The 16,683-nt window shown below is 60.7% G+C and carries 18 protein-coding genes; 17 read left to right on the forward strand and 1 reads right to left on the reverse strand.

All coding sequences use genetic code 11. The features are described from left to right. The first annotated feature begins 93 nt into the window (after window positions 1-93). The 16 genes from LGT41_RS11650 to LGT41_RS11725 are packed head-to-tail and all read left to right on the forward strand — an operon-like array spanning window position 94 to window position 14,782. Window positions 94-2,379, forward strand: a complete 2,286-nt coding sequence (locus tag LGT41_RS11650) for a bifunctional salicylyl-CoA 5-hydroxylase/oxidoreductase (RefSeq protein ID WP_274127054.1) — start codon at window positions 94-96, stop codon at window positions 2,377-2,379. Continuing rightward, the gene (locus tag LGT41_RS11655; protein WP_274127055.1) at window positions 2,379-3,134 is read left to right on the forward strand and encodes an SDR family NAD(P)-dependent oxidoreductase; all 756 of its coding nucleotides are present in this window, start codon (window positions 2,379-2,381) and stop codon (window positions 3,132-3,134) included. Before LGT41_RS11650 ends, LGT41_RS11655 begins: the two co-directional genes overlap by 1 nt. Further along, entirely contained in the window at window positions 3,131-3,592 is a 462-nt protein-coding gene (locus LGT41_RS11660; protein WP_274127056.1) for a MarR family winged helix-turn-helix transcriptional regulator, read from the forward strand. Before LGT41_RS11655 ends, LGT41_RS11660 begins: the two co-directional genes overlap by 4 nt. Next, window positions 3,589-4,398, forward strand: a complete 810-nt coding sequence (locus LGT41_RS11665; RefSeq protein WP_274127057.1) for an enoyl-CoA hydratase family protein — start codon at window positions 3,589-3,591, stop codon at window positions 4,396-4,398. The genes LGT41_RS11660 and LGT41_RS11665 overlap by 4 nt, the downstream gene beginning before the upstream one ends. After that, a complete protein-coding gene (locus tag LGT41_RS11670) occupies window positions 4,395-5,537 on the forward strand; it encodes an acyl-CoA dehydrogenase family protein (RefSeq protein ID WP_274129719.1) in 1,143 nt (380 codons plus the stop codon). The genes LGT41_RS11665 and LGT41_RS11670 overlap by 4 nt, the downstream gene beginning before the upstream one ends. Beyond that, window positions 5,537-7,156, forward strand: coding sequence for an AMP-binding protein (locus LGT41_RS11675; RefSeq protein WP_274127058.1), 1,620 nt, complete (start codon window positions 5,537-5,539; stop codon window positions 7,154-7,156). Before LGT41_RS11670 ends, LGT41_RS11675 begins: the two co-directional genes overlap by 1 nt. After that, window positions 7,153-8,349 carry a kynureninase gene (gene kynU, locus LGT41_RS11680; protein WP_274127059.1) on the forward strand — a complete coding sequence of 399 codons (1,197 nt, stop codon included), beginning with the start codon at window positions 7,153-7,155 and terminating at the stop codon, window positions 8,347-8,349. The genes LGT41_RS11675 and kynU overlap by 4 nt, the downstream gene beginning before the upstream one ends. Next, on the forward strand, window positions 8,346-9,179 hold the full coding sequence (kynA, locus tag LGT41_RS11685) for a tryptophan 2,3-dioxygenase (RefSeq protein ID WP_274127060.1): 834 nt from the start codon (window positions 8,346-8,348) through the stop codon (window positions 9,177-9,179). The genes kynU and kynA overlap by 4 nt, the downstream gene beginning before the upstream one ends. Beyond that, a complete protein-coding gene (locus LGT41_RS11690) occupies window positions 9,176-9,412 on the forward strand; it encodes an Lrp/AsnC ligand binding domain-containing protein (RefSeq protein ID WP_274127061.1) in 237 nt (78 codons plus the stop codon). Before kynA ends, LGT41_RS11690 begins: the two co-directional genes overlap by 4 nt. A gap of 27 nt (window positions 9,413-9,439) precedes the next feature. Beyond that, the gene (locus LGT41_RS11695) at window positions 9,440-10,579 is read left to right on the forward strand and encodes an ABC transporter substrate-binding protein (protein ID WP_274129720.1); all 1,140 of its coding nucleotides are present in this window, start codon (window positions 9,440-9,442) and stop codon (window positions 10,577-10,579) included. Between the two features lie 52 nt (window positions 10,580-10,631). Then, entirely contained in the window at window positions 10,632-11,549 is a 918-nt protein-coding gene (locus LGT41_RS11700) for a branched-chain amino acid ABC transporter permease (RefSeq protein WP_274127062.1), read from the forward strand. Next, window positions 11,549-12,529 (forward strand): branched-chain amino acid ABC transporter permease, encoded by a 981-nt coding sequence (locus LGT41_RS11705; RefSeq protein ID WP_274129721.1) that lies wholly within the window; start codon window positions 11,549-11,551, stop codon window positions 12,527-12,529. The genes LGT41_RS11700 and LGT41_RS11705 overlap by 1 nt, the downstream gene beginning before the upstream one ends. Further along, window positions 12,522-13,277 (forward strand): ABC transporter ATP-binding protein, encoded by a 756-nt coding sequence (locus tag LGT41_RS11710; RefSeq protein ID WP_274127063.1) that lies wholly within the window; start codon window positions 12,522-12,524, stop codon window positions 13,275-13,277. The genes LGT41_RS11705 and LGT41_RS11710 overlap by 8 nt, the downstream gene beginning before the upstream one ends. Beyond that, window positions 13,274-13,963 carry an ABC transporter ATP-binding protein gene (locus LGT41_RS11715; RefSeq protein ID WP_274127064.1) on the forward strand — a complete coding sequence of 230 codons (690 nt, stop codon included), beginning with the start codon at window positions 13,274-13,276 and terminating at the stop codon, window positions 13,961-13,963. The genes LGT41_RS11710 and LGT41_RS11715 overlap by 4 nt, the downstream gene beginning before the upstream one ends. Beyond that, window positions 13,963-14,388 carry an acyl-CoA thioesterase gene (locus tag LGT41_RS11720; protein WP_274127065.1) on the forward strand — a complete coding sequence of 142 codons (426 nt, stop codon included), beginning with the start codon at window positions 13,963-13,965 and terminating at the stop codon, window positions 14,386-14,388. Before LGT41_RS11715 ends, LGT41_RS11720 begins: the two co-directional genes overlap by 1 nt. After that, entirely contained in the window at window positions 14,381-14,782 is a 402-nt protein-coding gene (locus tag LGT41_RS11725) for a RidA family protein (protein WP_274127066.1), read from the forward strand. The genes LGT41_RS11720 and LGT41_RS11725 overlap by 8 nt, the downstream gene beginning before the upstream one ends. Here the strand turns inward: LGT41_RS11725 and LGT41_RS11730 are convergent. Further along, entirely contained in the window at window positions 14,763-15,617 is an 855-nt protein-coding gene (locus tag LGT41_RS11730) for a LysR substrate-binding domain-containing protein (protein ID WP_274127067.1), read from the reverse strand. The genes LGT41_RS11725 and LGT41_RS11730 overlap by 20 nt on opposite strands. 145 nt (window positions 15,618-15,762) lie before the next feature. On the opposite strand from LGT41_RS11730, the gene LGT41_RS11735 reads away from it, so the two are divergent. Next, window positions 15,763-16,647 (forward strand): hypothetical protein, encoded by an 885-nt coding sequence (locus LGT41_RS11735; protein WP_274127068.1) that lies wholly within the window; start codon window positions 15,763-15,765, stop codon window positions 16,645-16,647. Window positions 16,648-16,683: the final 36 nt, after the last annotated feature.

Below are 16,683 nucleotides of genomic sequence, written 5' to 3' on the forward strand. Positions count from 1 at the left end.
CGCCAGCCGGACAGTAAATTCAACTCCAAAATATTTAGGCTTGAAATATATCGGCGGCGCTGTAGCCTGATTTGAACAGATAAGGGAGTCGCAATGAAGGTTTGTTGTCTGGGCGGTGGTCCTGCGGGGCTGTATTTCGCGATTTCGATGAAGCTGCGCGACCCCAAGCACGAGGTTGTGGTGATCGAGCGGAACCGCGCGGATGATACATTCGGCTGGGGCGTCGTGCTGTCGGATGAAACGCTTGACAACCTCGCCGCCAATGATGCGGAAAGTGCGGCCACCATCCGCAGCCATTTTGCCTATTGGGATGATGTTGCGGTGCATTATCGCGGCACCAAAACCACCTCGACAGGGCACGGGTTCTGCGGCATCGGGCGGCGGCAGTTGCTGCTGGATTTGCAGGCGCGGGCGCGGACGCTTGGCGTGGAGCTGCGCTTTGAAACGCCGGTTGATGACGTGCAGGGCTATATGGACAGCTTTGACCTTGTCGTTGCGGCCGATGGGCTTAACTCGGTTGCGCGCCGCCAGTTTGCGGCGCAGTTCAAACCCGAGATCGACACACGCAAATGCAAATTCACATGGCTTGGCACGCATCAGAAGTTTGACGATGCCTTTACGTTCATTTTTGAAAACACCGAAAAAGGCTGGGTCTGGGCCCATGCCTACCAGTTTGACGACAATACCGCGACCTTCATCGTGGAATGCACGCAAGACACATATGACGCTTACGGTTTTGGCGAGATCAGCCAGCAAGACAGCATTGCCATTTGCGAAGAGATTTTCAAAGACCATTTGGGCGGACATGCCCTGATGACCAATGCAAACCATATCCGCGGCTCGGCCTGGCTGAGCTTTCCGCGGGTCTTGTGCGCGCATTGGAGCCATGAAAACCTCGTGCTGATGGGCGATGCGGCGGCCACGGCGCATTTTTCCATTGGCTCGGGCAGCAAGCTGGCCTTGGAAAGCGCGATTGCGCTGGCCGGTTATTTGCACGAGGAGGCGGACCTGCCCGCCGCATTTGCGAAATATGAAGATGCGCGGCGGCTGGAAGTGCTGCGCCTGCAATCGGCGGCGCGCAATTCTATGGAATGGTTTGAAGAGGTGGAGCGTTATCTGCACCTCGACCCCGTGCAGTTCAACTATGCCGTGCTGACCCGCAGCCAGCGCATTTCCCATGAAAACCTGCGCCTGCGCGATGCCAAATGGCTGCGCGGGGCGGAGGATTGGTTTCAGGCGCAAGCGGGCGGGCAGGCGGGGCGCGCCCCGATGTTCGCGCCTTACCGTTTGCGCGATATGGAGTTGAAGAACCGCATCGTCGTGTCACCAATGGCGCAGTATAAGGCGGTGGATGGCTGCCCGACCGACTGGCATCTGGTGCATTACGGTGCGCGCGCCACGGGCGGAGCCGGGCTGGTATATACCGAGATGACCTGCGTTTCCGCGCAAGGCCGCATTACCCCTGGCTGCACCGGGTTTTATGCGCCCGAACATGCGGCGGCCTGGGCGCGGATTGTCGATTTCATCCACACCGAGAGCAGTGCCAAAGTCTGCGCGCAGCTTGGCCATGCGGGGGCAAAAGCCTCGACCCAATTGGGCTGGGAGGCGATTGATGAACCGCTGGTGCGCGGCAACTGGCCGATCATCGCAGCATCGGCCCAACCCTGGAGCGCGGGAAATGCCACACCCAGGGCGATGGACCGTGCAGATATGGACCGCGTGAAGGCCGAATTTGTCGCGGCCGCCGAAATGGCCGAAAGCTGCGGGTTCGATATGCTGGAGCTGCATATGGCGCATGGCTATCTGTTGTCGGGCTTCATCTCTCCGCTCAGCAACAGGCGGACCGACATCTATGGCGGCAGCCTCGATAACCGGATGCGCTATCCGCTGGAGGTTTTTGCCGCCGTGCGCGCGGTCTGGCCAGATCACAAACCGATTTCGGTGCGTATTTCGGCGCATGACTGGGTGGGTGATGAGGGCAATACCCCCGAAGATGCCGTAAAAATCGCCCGCATGTTGCAGGCGGCGGGCGTGGATATTTGTGACGTTTCCGCCGGCCAGACCAGCCCGCACGCAAAGCCCGTTTACGGCCGCATGTTCCAGACCCCGTTTTCGGACCGGATTCGCAACGAGGTCGGCATGGCGACAATGGCGGTTGGCAATATCTATGAGCCGGACCATGTGAATTCGATTCTCATGGCGGGGCGGGCCGATCTTGTTTGCCTTGCGCGCCCGCATCTCTCTAACCCGATGTGGACCTTGCACGCAGCCGCCGCGCTTGGCGACAGGGCCGAAAAATGGCCCGACCCCTATTTGAACGGGCGCGACCAGATGTGGCGGTTGGCCGAGCGCGAAGAGCAGATGGCGGGGAAGGTCTGATGGGCAAGGTTATATCAGCCCTTGTCACAGGCGGCGGCAGCGGTGTTGGTGCCGCGATTGCGCTGGACCTGGCGCAAAGCGGCACTCAGGTTACGATTACCGGGCGGCGGTTTGCGGCGCTTAAAGCGATTGCCGCGCAGCACGCCAATATCCAGGCCTTTGCCGCCGATGTTACCGATCTGGCGGCCATGCAGGCGGCCCTTGCCGACCATGTGGAACGCTGTGGCCCGCCCGCCCTTGTTGTTGCCAATGCCGGGGCCGCCAACAGCGCGCCCTTTGGCAAGGTGAGCGCCGAGAACTGGGCGCAAACGCTGGCCGTGAACCTGACCGGCACCTTCAACACCTTTCAGGCCGCTTTGGCGGTGATGGACCGCGCGCAACCCGGGCGGCTTGTGGCCGTTGCCTCGACCGCCGGTTTGCGCGGCTATGGCTATGTGGCGCCTTATTGCGCCGCCAAGCACGGCGTGGTCGGGCTGGTGCGCGCCCTGGCACAGGAACTGGCCAAAACCAAAATCACGGTCAATGCCATTTGCCCGGGCTATATCGATACGCCGATGGTGGATGAAACCGTGGCCAAAATCGTTGCCAAAACCGGGATGAGCGCCGATGATGCCCGCAAACAGCTTGTGGCGCACAACCCGCAAAAGCGCCTGATCTTGCCAACTGAAATTGCCGCCGCTGTGCAGTATTTGTGCAGCACAGGGGCAACAAGCGTGAACGGGCAGGCGCTGTCAATCAACGGGGGCGAGGTATGAGCGCGCCGGAACCCAACCCCAATACCCGCGCGCGTCTGCGCGCCTGGATCAAGCTGCTCACGGTCAACCGCATCATGCAGGCCGAGTTGCGCGAGAAAATGCGCCTGGAATTCGGCTCGACCCTGCCGCGTTTTGATGTGATGGCCGCGCTGGACCGTGAACCCGAGGGGATGCGCATGAGCGCGCTTTCCGCGGCACTGATGGTGTCCAACGGCAATGTCACCGGCATTGTCGACCGGCTTGTTGCCGAAGGTGTGGTTGCGCGCATGGCCGTGCCCGGTGACAGGCGCGCCTTTATCGTGCGGCTTACCAGGGCGGGCCAGGCAGAGTTTGCCGCGCGCGCCGCGATACATGCAGGCTGGATTGACGAGCTTTTGCAAGGGCTTAGCGAAGAAGATGCCGATACGCTCACCACAATCTTGCGCAAGGTGGTCAGCAAGCAAAGGGGGCTGCAATGAGCGCCATGAAAGACATCGGGCCGCAGCATTTCAACTGGTCGGTTGAGGGCCGGGTGGCGACGATTTCGCTCAAAGGGGCCGAACGTAAAAACCCGCTGACCTTTGAAAGCTATGCCGAATTGCGTGATACGTTTCGCGCGCTCGCCTATGCCGATGATATTGGCGCGGTGGTTTTGGCCCCGAATGGCGGCAATTTCTGCTCGGGCGGCGATGTGCATGACATCATCGGCCCGCTTGTGGCGATGGACGCGCCGCAATTGCTGGAATTCACCCGGATGACCGGCGATCTGGTCAAGGCCATAATCGGCTGCGGCAAACCTGTCATTGCCGCGGTGGAAGGCATTTGCGTAGGGGCCGGCGCGATTCTGGCAATGGCGTCTGACATGCGCCTTGCCGCGCCCAGTGCGAAATGCGCCTTTCTGTTTACCCGCGTCGGCCTTGCTGGCTGCGATATGGGGGCTTGCGCGATGCTGCCGCGCATCATCGGGCAGGGGCGCGCGGCGGAACTGCTTTATACCGGCCGCAGCTTTGATGCCGCCGAGGGCGCGCAGACCGGGTTTTACAACCGGGTGGTTGAAACCGGGCTGGTTGAAGCCGCGCAAGACATGGCCAGACGGCTGGCCGAAGGGCCGGGTTTTGCGCATATGATGACCAAAACCATGCTGGCACAAGAATGGAATATGGGGCTGGAGCAGGCGATAGAGGCCGAAGCGCAGGCGCAGGCGCTTTGCATGAAAACCGAAGATTTCCGCCGCGCCTATGTGGCGTTTACCGCCAAGGAAACCCCGAAATTCGAGGGGAACTGATGGATAAGAGTTTTCTGTCATGGCCGTTTCTTGAGCCTCGACACGGCGCGCTTGCCGAAAGCCTGCACGATTGGGCGGCCAGCAATTTGGCCGGGGTCGACCATAGCGACACCGATGCTGCCTGCCGCGCATTGGTGGCTATGCTGGGGCAGGGCGGCTGGCTGGCGCATTCGGCACCGGGCGCAAACGGGCTGGATGTGCGCACGCTGTGTATCATCCGCGAAACGCTGGCCTATCATGACGGTCTGGCCGATTTTGCCTTTGCCATGCAGGGGCTTGGCGCGGGGGCTATCTCGCTTTTTGGCAACGCGCAGCAGCGTAAATGGTTGGAAAAAACCCGCAGCGGCAAGGCGATTGCCGCCTTTGCATTGACCGAGCCGCAATCGGGCTCGGATGTGGCCAATATTGCACTAAGTGCCACGCGCGATGGCAACAGCTATGTGCTGAATGGCGAAAAAACCTGGATATCCAACGGCGGCATTGCCGATTTTTACTGCCTTTTTGCCCGCACGGGCGAGGCACCGGGCGCGCGCGGTCTGTCGGCCTTTATCGTCACGCCTGATCAGCCGGGCTTTGAGGTGGTGGCGCGTTTGCACAGCATCGCGCCGCACCCCTTGGCGCATATCCGGCTGACCGATTGTCGCCTGCCCGCCAGCGCCATGATCGGGGCGGCGGGTTCGGGCTTCAAGCTGGCCATGTCGGTGCTGGATGTGTTTCGTTCAACCGTGGGGGCGGCGGCGCTTGGCATGGCGCGCCGCGCGCTCGATGCCGCGATCGACCGTGTGCAAACCCGGCAGATTTCGGGCGCGCCCTTGGCCGAGTTGCAGATGGTGCAGGGCCATATTGCCGATATGGCGCTGGCGGTCGATGCAGCCGCGCTGCTGGTTTACCGCGCCGCCTGGGCCAAGGATTCCGGTGCGCCGCGCATCACCCGCGAGGCGGCGATGGCCAAGCTTTACGCCACCGACCATGCGCAAGACGTGATCGACCGCGCCCTGCAATTGCATGGCGGGGCGGGCGTGCAGGCGGGCAATATCTGCGAGCGGCTCTATCGTGAAATTCGCGCGCTGCGGATATATGAAGGCGCATCCGATGTGCAACGCATTGTGATTGCGCGCCAAACCCTGGGGGGAAGCTGATGCTTGGGCCAAGTGGACATAGCGATGATTTCACACGCCGCAACCTGCCAAATGAGGCCGATTGGCCGCGCTTCAACCTGGGTGCCTTCGCCTATCCGGATTACCTGAATATCGGCGCAGAACTTACTGACAAGATGGTAGAAAAGGGTTTCGGAGACCATACTGCCCTTATCGGGCATGGCCGCTTGCGCACCTATAAGGAACTGTCCGACTGGACCAACCGCATTGCCCATGCGCTTGTTGAGGATTACGGCGTCAAGCCCGGCAACCGCGTGCTGATCCGCTCGGCCAACAACCCCGGTATGGTGGCCTGCTGGCTGGCGGCAACCAAGGCGGGGGCGGTGGTTGTGAACACCATGCCGCAACTGCGCGCGGGCGAGCTTGCCACCATTGTCGATGCTGCCGAGATTACCCATGCCTTGTGCGATACACGGTTGATGGACGAACTTGCGATTTGCGCTAAGGGATCGAAATTCCTAAGCAAAGTCATAGGGTTCGACGGCACAGCCAACCATGATGCTGAACTTGACCGTGTCGCATTGGGCAAGTCTGTGCGCTTCGAGCCGGTCAAAACCGGCCGCGATGATGTGGCGCTTCTGGGCTTTACCAGCGGCACCACCGGCAAACCCAAGGCGACAATGCATTTCCACCGCGATATTCTGATGATCGCCGATGGCTATGCCGCCGAGGTGCTGGGGGTTACGCCCGATGACATCTTCGTCGGCTCGCCCCCCTTGGCCTTTACCTTCGGGTTGGGCGGGCTGGCGGTGTTTCCGCTGCGCTTTGGGGCGGCGGCGGCGCTGCTGGAAACAGCTTCGCCCCCTAACCTTATAGAAATCATTCAGAAATACCGCGCAACCGTGTGCTTTACCGCCCCCACTGCCTATCGTGTCATGTTGCAGGCAATGGACGATGGCGCCGATCTTTCAAGCCTTCGCGCCGCGGTTTCGGCGGGCGAAACGCTGCCGGCCCCGGTTTATAACGACTGGATGGCAAAAACCGGCAAGCCAATGCTGGATGGTATCGGTGCCACCGAAATGCTGCACATCTTCATTTCCAACCGTTTTGGCGACCATAAGCCCGCCTCGACCGGCAAGCCGGTCACGGGCTATGAGGCGCGGGTGGTCGATGAGCATATGAACGAAGTGCCGCGCGGCACGGTCGGGCGCCTGGCCGTGCGCGGGCCAACCGGCTGCCGCTATATGAATGACGACCGCCAGAAGACATATGTGCGCGATGGCTGGAACCTGACGGGCGACAGCTTCATTCAGGATGAGGATGGCTATTTCCATTTCGCCGCCCGATCGGATGATATGATCGTGTCATCGGGCTACAATATTGCCGGGCCGGAGGTGGAAGCGGCGCTGCTGTCCCACCCTGCCGTTGCTGAATGCGCGGTGATTGGCGTGCCCGATGAGGCGCGTGGCCAGATCGTGCAGGCGCATGTGGTTCTGGGCGAAGGCCATGCCGAAGATGATAGCACAATCAAAGCCTTGCAAGACCATGTGAAAGCGGCGATTGCCCCCTATAAATATCCACGTTCGGTTGTTTTTGCCAAGAATCTGCCAAAAACACCTACTGGCAAATTGCAACGCTTCCGCCTGAAAGGCCCGCAATGACCACCGATTTTACCAAAACCCGCGAATTGTTCCACATTCCCGAGGGGATGATTTATCTCGACGGCAATTCGCTCGGCCCGCTGCCCAAGGCCGCCAAGGCGCGTGTGGCCAGCATGATGGCCGATGAATGGGGCGAATTGCTGATAACCGGCTGGAACAAGGCGGCGTGGATGGCGCAGGCCAACACGCTTGGCGATATGATCGCACCCTTGATCGGCGCACCGGCAGGCAGTGTGACAATTGGCGATACGCTGACCATCAAGGTCTTTCAGGCGCTGGCCGCGGCTTTGGAATTGAACCCAAACCGCAAGGTTGTGCTTAGCGACAATGGCAACTTTCCGGCCGATCTTTATATGGCGCGCGGGCTGATCGACAGTTTGAAACAGGGCCATGAATTGCGGGTGGTGAACCCCGAAGACGTGGCCGCCAATATCGGGCCGGATGTGGCGGTGCTGATGCTGACCGAGGTCGATTATCGCACCGGCCGCAAGCACGATATGGCCGCGCTGAGCAAGGCCGCCCATGATGCCGGCGCGGTGGTGATGTGGGATCTGGCACATTCCGCTGGGGCTTTGCCCGTTGATATTGCGGGCTGCAACGCCGAATTTGCGGTTGGCTGCACGTATAAATACCTTAATGGCGGGCCGGGCGCGCCGGCCTTTATTTACGTGCGCCCCGATCTGGCCAACACAGTCCGCCCGGCGCTTTCGGGCTGGCTGGGGCACGCGGCGCCGTTTGACTTTGACCTGGACTATCGCCCGGCGGCAGGCATTTCGCGAATGCGCATCGGCACGCCGCCGGTTATCCAGATGGCGGCGCTTGAAACTGCGCTGGCCGCCTGGCAGGGCGTGGATATGCACGATCTGCGCGCGCAATCCATTGCGCTGGCCGATCTGTTCATTGCCGAGGTGGAGCGGCAATGCCCTGACCTGACCCTTGCCTCGCCGCGCAACGGGGCGGAACGCGGCTCGCAGGTTTCCTTTGCCTATGAAAACGGGTTTGCCACTATGCAGGCGCTGATCGCGCGCGGCGTGATCGGCGATTTTCGCGCGCCCGACAAAATGCGCTTTGGCTTTGCGCCGCTTTACAACACAGCCGATGAAGTGCGCCGCGCCGCCGCCATTCTGGCCGAAATTCTGCAAACCCGCGCCTGGGACAGGCCCGAATTCAAACAGCGGGGCGCGGTCACATGAGCAGCTATGACCCAGCGCGCGAAGGCGCTGAAATGGCGTTTGATGGCAAGATGTCCTATTCCGACTATCTTGGCCTTGGCGATATTCTTGGCGCGCAGCATCCGCGCACCGACAGCCATGATGAAATGCTGTTCATCATCCAGCACCAAACCAGCGAGCTGTGGATGCGGCTGGCCATTCACGAGCTTACCGCCGCGCGCCACGCCTTGCGCGCAGACGAGGTGCAGCCCGCCTTCAAAATGCTGTCGCGCGTGGCGCGGATATTCGAACAGTTGAACAACGCCTGGGACGTGCTGCGCACCATGACCCCCAGCGAATACACCGATTTTCGCGACAAACTTGGCCAAAGCTCGGGCTTCCAGTCGTATCAATACCGGCTGATCGAGTTCATGCTCGGCAACCGCAACCACGCCATGCTGCGCCCCCATGCGCACCGCGCAGACCTGAGCAAGCTGCTGCAAGACGAGCTTGCCAAACCCAGCCTGTATGATGAGGCGATTGCGCTGCTCGCACGGCGGGGTTTTGCGATTCCCGATGAGGTGCTGAACCGCGACATTACCCAGCCCCACAGCCCGCATGATGCGGTTATGGCGGCCTGGGCCGAGGTTTACCGCCACCCCAAAACCCATTGGGCACTGTATGAGCTTGCCGAAAAACTGGTCGATTTCGAGGATTACTTTCGACGCTGGCGGTTTAACCATGTTACCACGGTCGAGCGCGTCATCGGCTTCAAGCGGGGCACCGGCGGGACGGGGGGCGTCAGCTACTTGCGGCGTATGCTGGAGGTAGAACTGTTTGCGGAACTTTGGCATGTAAGGACAATTCTATGAACTGCGTCTTCATTCAATTGCGGTGCAAACCGGGCAAAACCTATGAGGTGGCCGAGGCGGTTTATGCGCGCGAAATCACATCAGAGCTTTATTCTACCAGTGGCGATTATGACCTGCTGGCCAAGGTCTACATTCCCAAGGACGAGGATGTAGGCAAGTATATCAACGACCATCTGCTCGATATTCCCAATATCGAGCGGTCGTTGACAACGCTAACCTTTCGGGCGTTCTGAACCGATCGGATAATCAGGGAGAAGATGATGAAAAACAAATTGTTAGGAGTTGCGCTTGGCGCAATGGTTGCAGCGGGGGCCGTGCAGGCCGAACCGCTGAAAGTGGGCATGATCACCACGCTTTCGGGTGGCGGTGCCTCGCTTGGCATTGATGTGCGCGACGGGTTCCTGCTGGCCATCGAAATGGCCGGCGCGGGCGATATGGTGGAAGTTATCGTTGAAGACGACCAGCAAAAACCCGATGTCGCCGTGCAACTGGCCGACAAGCTTTTGCAAAGCGATCAGGTTGACATCATGACCGGAATCATCTGGTCAAACCTTGCAATGGCGGTTGTGCCCAGCGTGACCGCGCAGGGGTATTTCTATCTGTCGCCCAATGCCGGCCCCTCGGCGCTGGCCGGGGCCGGGTGCAGCGAGAATTACTTCAACGTTGCCTGGCAGAACGATAACCTGCACGAAGCGGCCGGTGCCTATGCCAATTCGGCAGGCTATACAAACAGCTTCATCATGGCCCCGAACTATCCGGCGGGCACCGATGCGCTGACCGGCTACAAGCGGTTCTATGAAGGCAATATTGCCGCCGAGGTGTATACCCAGCTTGGCCAAACCGACTATGCCGCCGAAATTGCGCAAATTCGTGCCAGCGGTGCCGATAGCGTGTTCTTCTTTCTGCCCGGTGGCATGGGCATCGCCTTCATGAAGCAATATGCGCAATCGGGTGTGGATATTCCGCTGATCGGCCCGGCTTTCAGCTTCGATCAGAATATTCTGCAAGCCGTGGGCGATGCCGCCCTTGGTGTGCGCAACACCGCGCAATGGTCGCCCGACCTTGATAATGCAGCCAACACAGCCTTTGTTGCGGCTTATATCGATGCCTATGGCCGCGTGCCGTCGCTCTATTCCAGCCAGGGGTTTGACACGGCCAACCTGCTGCTTTCGGCAATGGCTGTGGCCGATATCTCGGATATGGATGCCTTCCGCACGGCGCTTGAGGCCGCCGATTTTGCCTCGACCCGGGGCGATTTTGCCTTTGGCCCGAACCACCACCCCATTCAGGACATTTATGTGCGTGAAGTGGTGATGGATGGCGACATCTTCACCAACCGCATTGTGGGTGTGGCGCTGGAAGACCGTGGCGACGCCTATGCCGCCGAATGCAGCATGTAAACCATTTCGGGCGGGCCGCATTTGGCCCGCCCGCCTATAGCCAGGTATCTGAGTGACAACCGCACTTTTCATTGAACAATTGCTGAACGGTCTGCAATTCGGCGTGATGCTGTTCTTGATGGCCGCCGGCCTGACGCTGGTTTTCGGCGTGATGGGGCTGATCAACCTTGCGCATGGCTCGCTTTACATGGTTGGGGCTTTTGCCTGTGCGGGGGTTGCTGCGGCGACCGGCTCGTTCTGGCTGGGGCTGGTGGCGGCGCTGGCCGCGGCTGCGGCGGCGGGCGCATTGGTCGAGGTTTTCGTCATACGCCGCCTTTATACGCGCGACCATCTGGACCAGGTTCTTGCGACTTTCGCACTGATCCTTATGTTTTCGGAAGGCACGCGCTATGTCTTCGGCTCCTTCCCGCTCTATCTGGATGTGCCGCCCGTTCTGGCGGGGGCGGTCATGCTGCCCGGTGGCATCCAATACCCGGCCTATCGGCTGGCGATTATTCTGGCCGGGTTTGCCGTGGCACTTGGGCTTTACCTGCTGATACATCGCACACGGCTTGGCATTCGCATTCGCGCGGGCGAGGCTGATCGGGAGATGATTGCCGCGCTTGGCGTCAATATCCGCGTGCTTTACACCGTGGTTTTCGCGCTTGGCGCGGGGCTGGCGGGGCTGGCGGGCGCGCTTGTCGGGGCCATCCAGTCGGTTCAGGTGGGCATGGGCGAACCCGTGCTGATCATGGCCTTTGTGGTAATCGTGATCGGCGGCATCGGCTCCATCAAGGGCGCGCTTGTGGGGGCGCTGCTTGTGGGCGTAACCGATACGCTGGGCCGCGCGATGCTGCCCATGCTCTTCGGGCTGTTCATGGATCCGTCAAGCGCCACCGGTATTGGCTCGGCACTGGCCTCGATGCTGATTTACATGCTGATGGCGGCGGTTCTTCTGTGGCGGCCCCGTGGCCTGTTCGGGGTAGCATGATGCGGCGCGAAACCATTGTGAACATCATTATTCTTGCGCTTCTGGCCGCCGTGCCGCTGGCCGCAAACCTGTTTGACAACCCTTACCTGATCACGTTGGCCACCCGCGCGGCGGTGCTGGCGCTGGCGGGGGTGGGGCTGAACCTGGCACTTGGCTATGGCGGGCTTGTCAGCTTTGGCCATGCGGCGTTTTTCGGGCTTGGCGGCTATGCGGCGGGGATTGTGTTTTCCCATGCCTTCAGCGGCCAGCCGATACCGCTTTTCGGGCTGGCGCTGGCCGGCAGCCAACAAACATGGGTGTTGTGGCTGGTGGCGATTGGGGTCGCGGGCCTTGGTGCGCTGGTGATTGGCGCGCTTAGCCTGCGCACAAGCGGTGTGTATTTCATCATGATCACGCTCGCCTTCGCGCAGATGATCTATTATTTCGCCATTTCATGGCCTGCCTATGGCGGGGAAGATGGGCTTTCGACCTATATCCGCAGCCAGTTCTTTGGCATCAACATGATGGTGCCGCTGAATTATTACCTGCTTGCGGCCGGGGTGCTGGTGGCGGCGGTTGCGCTGTCGGCCATGCTGGTGCGCTCGCGCTTTGGCCTGGCCTTGCAAGGGGCGCGCCAGAACGAGGCGCGCAGCGTCAGCCTTGGCATTGCACCCTATCGCATCCGCCTGACCGCCTTTGTGATTTCCGGCATGATTACCGGGCTGGCCGGGGCCATGTTTGCCGATCTCTACAAATTCGTCAGCCCGACCATGATGTCATGGAGCATGTCGGGTGAGATCATGATATTCGTCATTCTGGGCGGGGTCGGGCGGCTGTTTGGCCCGCTGGCCGGGGCCATGCTGTTTGTCACGCTCGAACATTTGCTGGGCGGCGTTACCGAATACTGGCAATTCTTGCTGGGCCTGTTGCTGCTGCTCGTGGTTCTGTTCGCGCGCGGAGGCGTTATCGGCATTCTGGCCGGGGGGCAGCGGCATGGGTGAACCGGTTCTCGACATTCGCGCCCTGACCAAGAGCTTTGGCGCGTTGGTGGCCAGCGACAATGTATCGCTGACCATCATGCCCGGCGAAATTCATGCGCTGATCGGCCCCAATGGCGCGGGAAAATCAACCCTGATCAAGCAGATCATGGGCGAACTGGCGCCGGATTCCGGGCAGGTGCTGTTCAACGGGCAGGATGTAAGCCAGTTTTCGGCCGTAAAACGCGCGCGCGCGGGCATGGCGCGCAGTTTTCAGGTATCGGCGGTGGCCCCGGAATTTTCGGTGCTGCAAAATGCCATGCTGGCGGTGCAGGGGCAAAGCACGCGCAGCTTTCGGTTTTTCAAACCGGCCATGAAAGACCGCAGCCTGACCGAACCCGCATTGGAGGTGCTAAAGCGCGTCGGGCTTGAGGCGCGTGCCAACCAACCCGCAGGCGACCTTAGCCACGGGCAGCGGCGGCAGTTGGAAATTGCGCTGGCTTTGGCGCTGAAGCCCAGGCTGTTCCTGCTCGATGAACCTATGGCCGGCATGGGGCCGGAGGGCGGTGCGCGGCTCACCGACTTTTTGTCGGATCTTCGCCAAACCGCGCCTATCCTGCTTGTGGAACATGATATGGATGCGGTGTTTTCACTGGCCGACCGGATTTCGGTGCTGGTCTATGGCCGCATCATCGCCAGCGGCACGGTGGCCGAAATTCGCGCCAACCCGCAGGTGCGCGAAGCCTATCTGGGTGCGGAGGCGGGGGCATGAGCGCGCTTTTGACGGTGACCGACCTGCACAGCCATTACGGCAAGTCACAGGCGCTGTTTGGCGTAAGCCTTGCCGTGGATGCAGGGCAGGTGGTGGCGCTTTTGGGGCGCAATGGCATGGGAAAAACCACGACAATCCGCAACATTTGCCGCATGATGCGCGCCACATCGGGTGAAATTTCTTTTGACGGGCAGGTGATCAACGCCATGCCCAGCCACCGTGCTGCCCGGCTGGGTATGGGGCTTGTGCCCGAAGGGCGGCGCTGTTTTGCGCCGCTGAGCGTGCATGAAAACCTGACCGCCGCCGCCCGCCCCGGTACCTGGGATTATGCGAAAGTCGTTGCACTTTTCCCGCGCCTTGGCGAGCGGCGCGACCAGCGCGCCGATACGCTTTCAGGCGGCGAGCAGCAGATGCTGGCCATAGGCCGCGCGCTGATGACCAACCCGCGCCTGTTGATCCTCGATGAAGCCACCGAAGGGCTGGCCCCGGTGATCCGGCAGGAAATCTGGGCGGCCATCCGCGCGCTGAAGGCCGAGGGGCTGGCGATATTGCTGGTCGACAAGTCGCTGCGCGAGGTGCTGGGTATTGCCAGCCATGCGGTTATACTGGAGCGCGGCAGCACGGTTTGGCAAGGCGCCGCCAGTGCTGTCGATACGGGTTTGGCCAACCGCTATCTGGGGGTGTAATGTCATATTTTCACTACATTCGCATCCGCTTTCAGCACTGCGACCCGGCGGGCATTGTGTTTTATCCGCGCTATTTCGAAATGGTCAACCAGACGATCGAGGACTGGTTTGAAACCATCGGCATGGGGTTTGACCGGATGCACGGGATGACCGCATCCGGCGTGCCAACCGCGCAGATCAACACGCGCTTTCACGCCCCCAGCCGCCTTGGCGATGTGCTGCGCTTCACGCTCATCCCGCGCAAGATTGGCGGGGCCAGCCTGACATTGACTGTTACCGCTCATAGCGGCGATGAAATGCGCTTGAGCTGCGAACAGGTGCTGGTTTATGTCAGCCTGAGCGACGGGCGCCCGCGCCCCTGGCCGCAACCGCTGCGCAATGCCATAACGTCGCAATTACAAGAACAGGACCCCCCCGATGCATAAAGTAATTCACCCCGAAGGCTGGGCGCCGGCAAAGGGCTATGCCAACGGCGTGCTTGCCAGGGGCCAAACCCTGTTCATTGGCGGGCAGATCGGCTGGAACAGCGCGCAAGTGTTTGAACATGCAAGCTTTGTGGGCCAGATGGAGCAGGCGTTGCAAAACATCGCCGATGTGCTGGCCGCAGCCGGGGCGAAGCCCGAACATCTGGTGCGGATGACATGGTTTGTGACCGACAAGGCCGAATATCTGGCCAACCAGCGCGCAGTGGGCGAAGCCTATCGCCGTGTGCTTGGCCGCCATTTCCCGGCCATGACAATGGTTGTTGTCGCCGGGTTGGTGGAAGATGCCGCCTTGCTGGAAATTGAAGCCACCGCCGTTATTCCGCCAGCCCCATAAAGGCGCTGATCAACCGGGTTTGCGCGCGGTCACGCAGGCAGACAAGGGCTTCATCCATAAGCAGCGTCTGCCCCAGAATGGGGATGATCTGTAGCCGCTGGTCCAGCCCGAATTCCGCTTGCGATACAAAGCCGATGCCGGCACCCGCAGCCACAATTTCGCGCACGGCTTCGCGCCCTTCGGCCTCGACGGCCGGCACCAGTGTCAGGCCAAGTCTTGCGGCAGCCTCGTCGAGTTTTTGCCGGGTTTTCGACCCTTTTTCGCGCAGAATCAACGGGTATTCGGCCAGTTCGGCCAGGGTCATGCCACATTCGGCCGGCAGGTTCATGCGCCGTGCGGCAAAGGCGACAATCGGGCTGGCACCAAGGTTGCGCGTTGCAAGCCCGGGCGAGTCTGGCGCATCGCCCAGTATGCCGACATCGGCTTTGTAAGATTGCAGCGCCGCCACCACTTGCGCGGTATTTCCGGTGTTGATTTCAATGGCGACGAGCGGGTTATCCTGCCGGAACCTGGCCAAGAGCCCCAGCACATGATGTGCGCTGTCGACCATAATGCGCAAACGGCCCTGCATGGCGCCACGGCTTTCCGACAGGAATTCCAGCGCCTGACCTTCCGCGGCAAACAGCCGATTGGTAATTTCCAGCAAGGCCTGGCCGCGCGCGGTCAGCCGAACCTGCTTTTTGTCGCGGTGAAACAGCAAAATGTCATATTCCTGTTCGAGTCGGCGCACCTGGTCGGATATGGCGGGCTGGGTGACATGCAAAACCTCGCCCGCGCGCGAAAACCCGCCATGAAGGGCGACGGCATGAAAGGCACGAAGCTGGGCGTGTCGCATGGTAAACCTTATGGATCGGCCAAATGTATCAGGGATATTGATGCAATCAGGCAGATTTGCAACCCCAAAGCGGGCGCTGACCCAGCGGATGGTTGTAAGAATCCCGAAACCGTTGCAGCATCATGCATCAAAAATGGGGGATGGTATGTCTGGACTTTCTGCAGAACAGGAGGCGATGCAGGCCTCGATTCGGAAGACAGCAACAATCTGGGGTTGTATCGGCGGCGCGGTTGTGGCGCTGATTGCGCTTTGGGTGCTTGGCGGCCAGGCAAGTGCCGTGCGGTATGGCGGTGCGGCAATTCTGGGGGCGGGCGCCGGGTTTGGCCTGTTCAAATACATGTTCGGGAATGGCTCCAAGGCGGCGCAATGCATCAAATGCGGCGCTGCCTTCAGCATTACGCGCACCGATCGCAGCGAAAAACTGCTGGGGAGCGCGCCCAAGGAAAGCCGCCAAGAGGCCGATGACCGCTCGACCAAGGTGACCACCTGGACAGAGGAATCCTATGAGGTGACCGACACCTATACCTGCGCGAAATGCGGTGATGTGACGCGTAAAACCCATACATCCAACCGCAAGACGGATGAAAAAACCGAAATTCTGCCACCCGCGCCACTGGGTGTTGCGGGCGCAATGGCGGCTGGCACGGCGGCTGCGGCTGCCGATAGTGATGCGGCTGGCGCGAAATCGATGAAGGGTGCTTCGGCGGCGGGTGGCACATCGAAGCTTGGCGATGGCGCCAAAAAGGGTTCTGCCGCCGCGCCCGCAGCGGTGGAAGATGATGCGAAAAATATCGATGGCAAAAATGCGGCTGGCGGAAAATCCACACTCAAATCCGGTGCCGGCAAGGGCGATGAGGCCAGGGCGCGACCAGAGGCTGACAGCCCCGATGAGGATATGAAGCACCAGCCCGCGGCAAGCGCATCCAAATCGCAAGACGCAACCCCACGGGAAGCTGGCGGGGATAACCCATTTGCCGATGACGCGCCTGCACCCGGGGCGACACCGGGAAATGACAAGAAAAAGGGCTAAGACCTGGCCTGCTTGCACGCCCCCGCGCGGGGGGGC

Origin of the sequence: Abyssibius alkaniclasticus (assembly GCF_020447305.1) — a bacterium.
Classification (GTDB): Bacteria; Pseudomonadota; Alphaproteobacteria; order Rhodobacterales; family Rhodobacteraceae; genus Abyssibius; species Abyssibius alkaniclasticus.

Bases quoted from the DNA above. Each gene is read 5' to 3' on its own strand.
- LGT41_RS11650 (WP_274127054.1), top strand. From the start codon at position 94: ATGAAGGTTTGTTGTCTGGGCGGTGGTCCTGCGGGGCTGTATTTCGCG.
- LGT41_RS11655 (WP_274127055.1), top strand. From the start codon at position 2,379: ATGGGCAAGGTTATATCAGCCCTTGTCACAGGCGGCGGCAGCGGTGTT.
- LGT41_RS11660 (WP_274127056.1), top strand. From the start codon at position 3,131: ATGAGCGCGCCGGAACCCAACCCCAATACCCGCGCGCGTCTGCGCGCC.
- LGT41_RS11665 (WP_274127057.1), top strand. From the start codon at position 3,589: ATGAGCGCCATGAAAGACATCGGGCCGCAGCATTTCAACTGGTCGGTT.
- LGT41_RS11675 (WP_274127058.1), top strand. From the start codon at position 5,537: ATGCTTGGGCCAAGTGGACATAGCGATGATTTCACACGCCGCAACCTG.
- kynU (WP_274127059.1), top strand. From the start codon at position 7,153: ATGACCACCGATTTTACCAAAACCCGCGAATTGTTCCACATTCCCGAG.
- kynA (WP_274127060.1), top strand. From the start codon at position 8,346: ATGAGCAGCTATGACCCAGCGCGCGAAGGCGCTGAAATGGCGTTTGAT.
- LGT41_RS11690 (WP_274127061.1), top strand. From the start codon at position 9,176: ATGAACTGCGTCTTCATTCAATTGCGGTGCAAACCGGGCAAAACCTAT.
- LGT41_RS11695 (WP_274129720.1), top strand. From the start codon at position 9,440: ATGAAAAACAAATTGTTAGGAGTTGCGCTTGGCGCAATGGTTGCAGCG.
- LGT41_RS11705 (WP_274129721.1), top strand. From the start codon at position 11,549: ATGCGGCGCGAAACCATTGTGAACATCATTATTCTTGCGCTTCTGGCC.
- LGT41_RS11710 (WP_274127063.1), top strand. From the start codon at position 12,522: ATGGGTGAACCGGTTCTCGACATTCGCGCCCTGACCAAGAGCTTTGGC.
- LGT41_RS11715 (WP_274127064.1), top strand. From the start codon at position 13,274: ATGAGCGCGCTTTTGACGGTGACCGACCTGCACAGCCATTACGGCAAG.
- LGT41_RS11720 (WP_274127065.1), top strand. From the start codon at position 13,963: ATGTCATATTTTCACTACATTCGCATCCGCTTTCAGCACTGCGACCCG.
- LGT41_RS11725 (WP_274127066.1), top strand. From the start codon at position 14,381: ATGCATAAAGTAATTCACCCCGAAGGCTGGGCGCCGGCAAAGGGCTAT.
- LGT41_RS11730 (WP_274127067.1), bottom strand. From the start codon at position 15,617: ATGCGACACGCCCAGCTTCGTGCCTTTCATGCCGTCGCCCTTCATGGC.
- LGT41_RS11735 (WP_274127068.1), top strand. From the start codon at position 15,763: ATGTCTGGACTTTCTGCAGAACAGGAGGCGATGCAGGCCTCGATTCGG.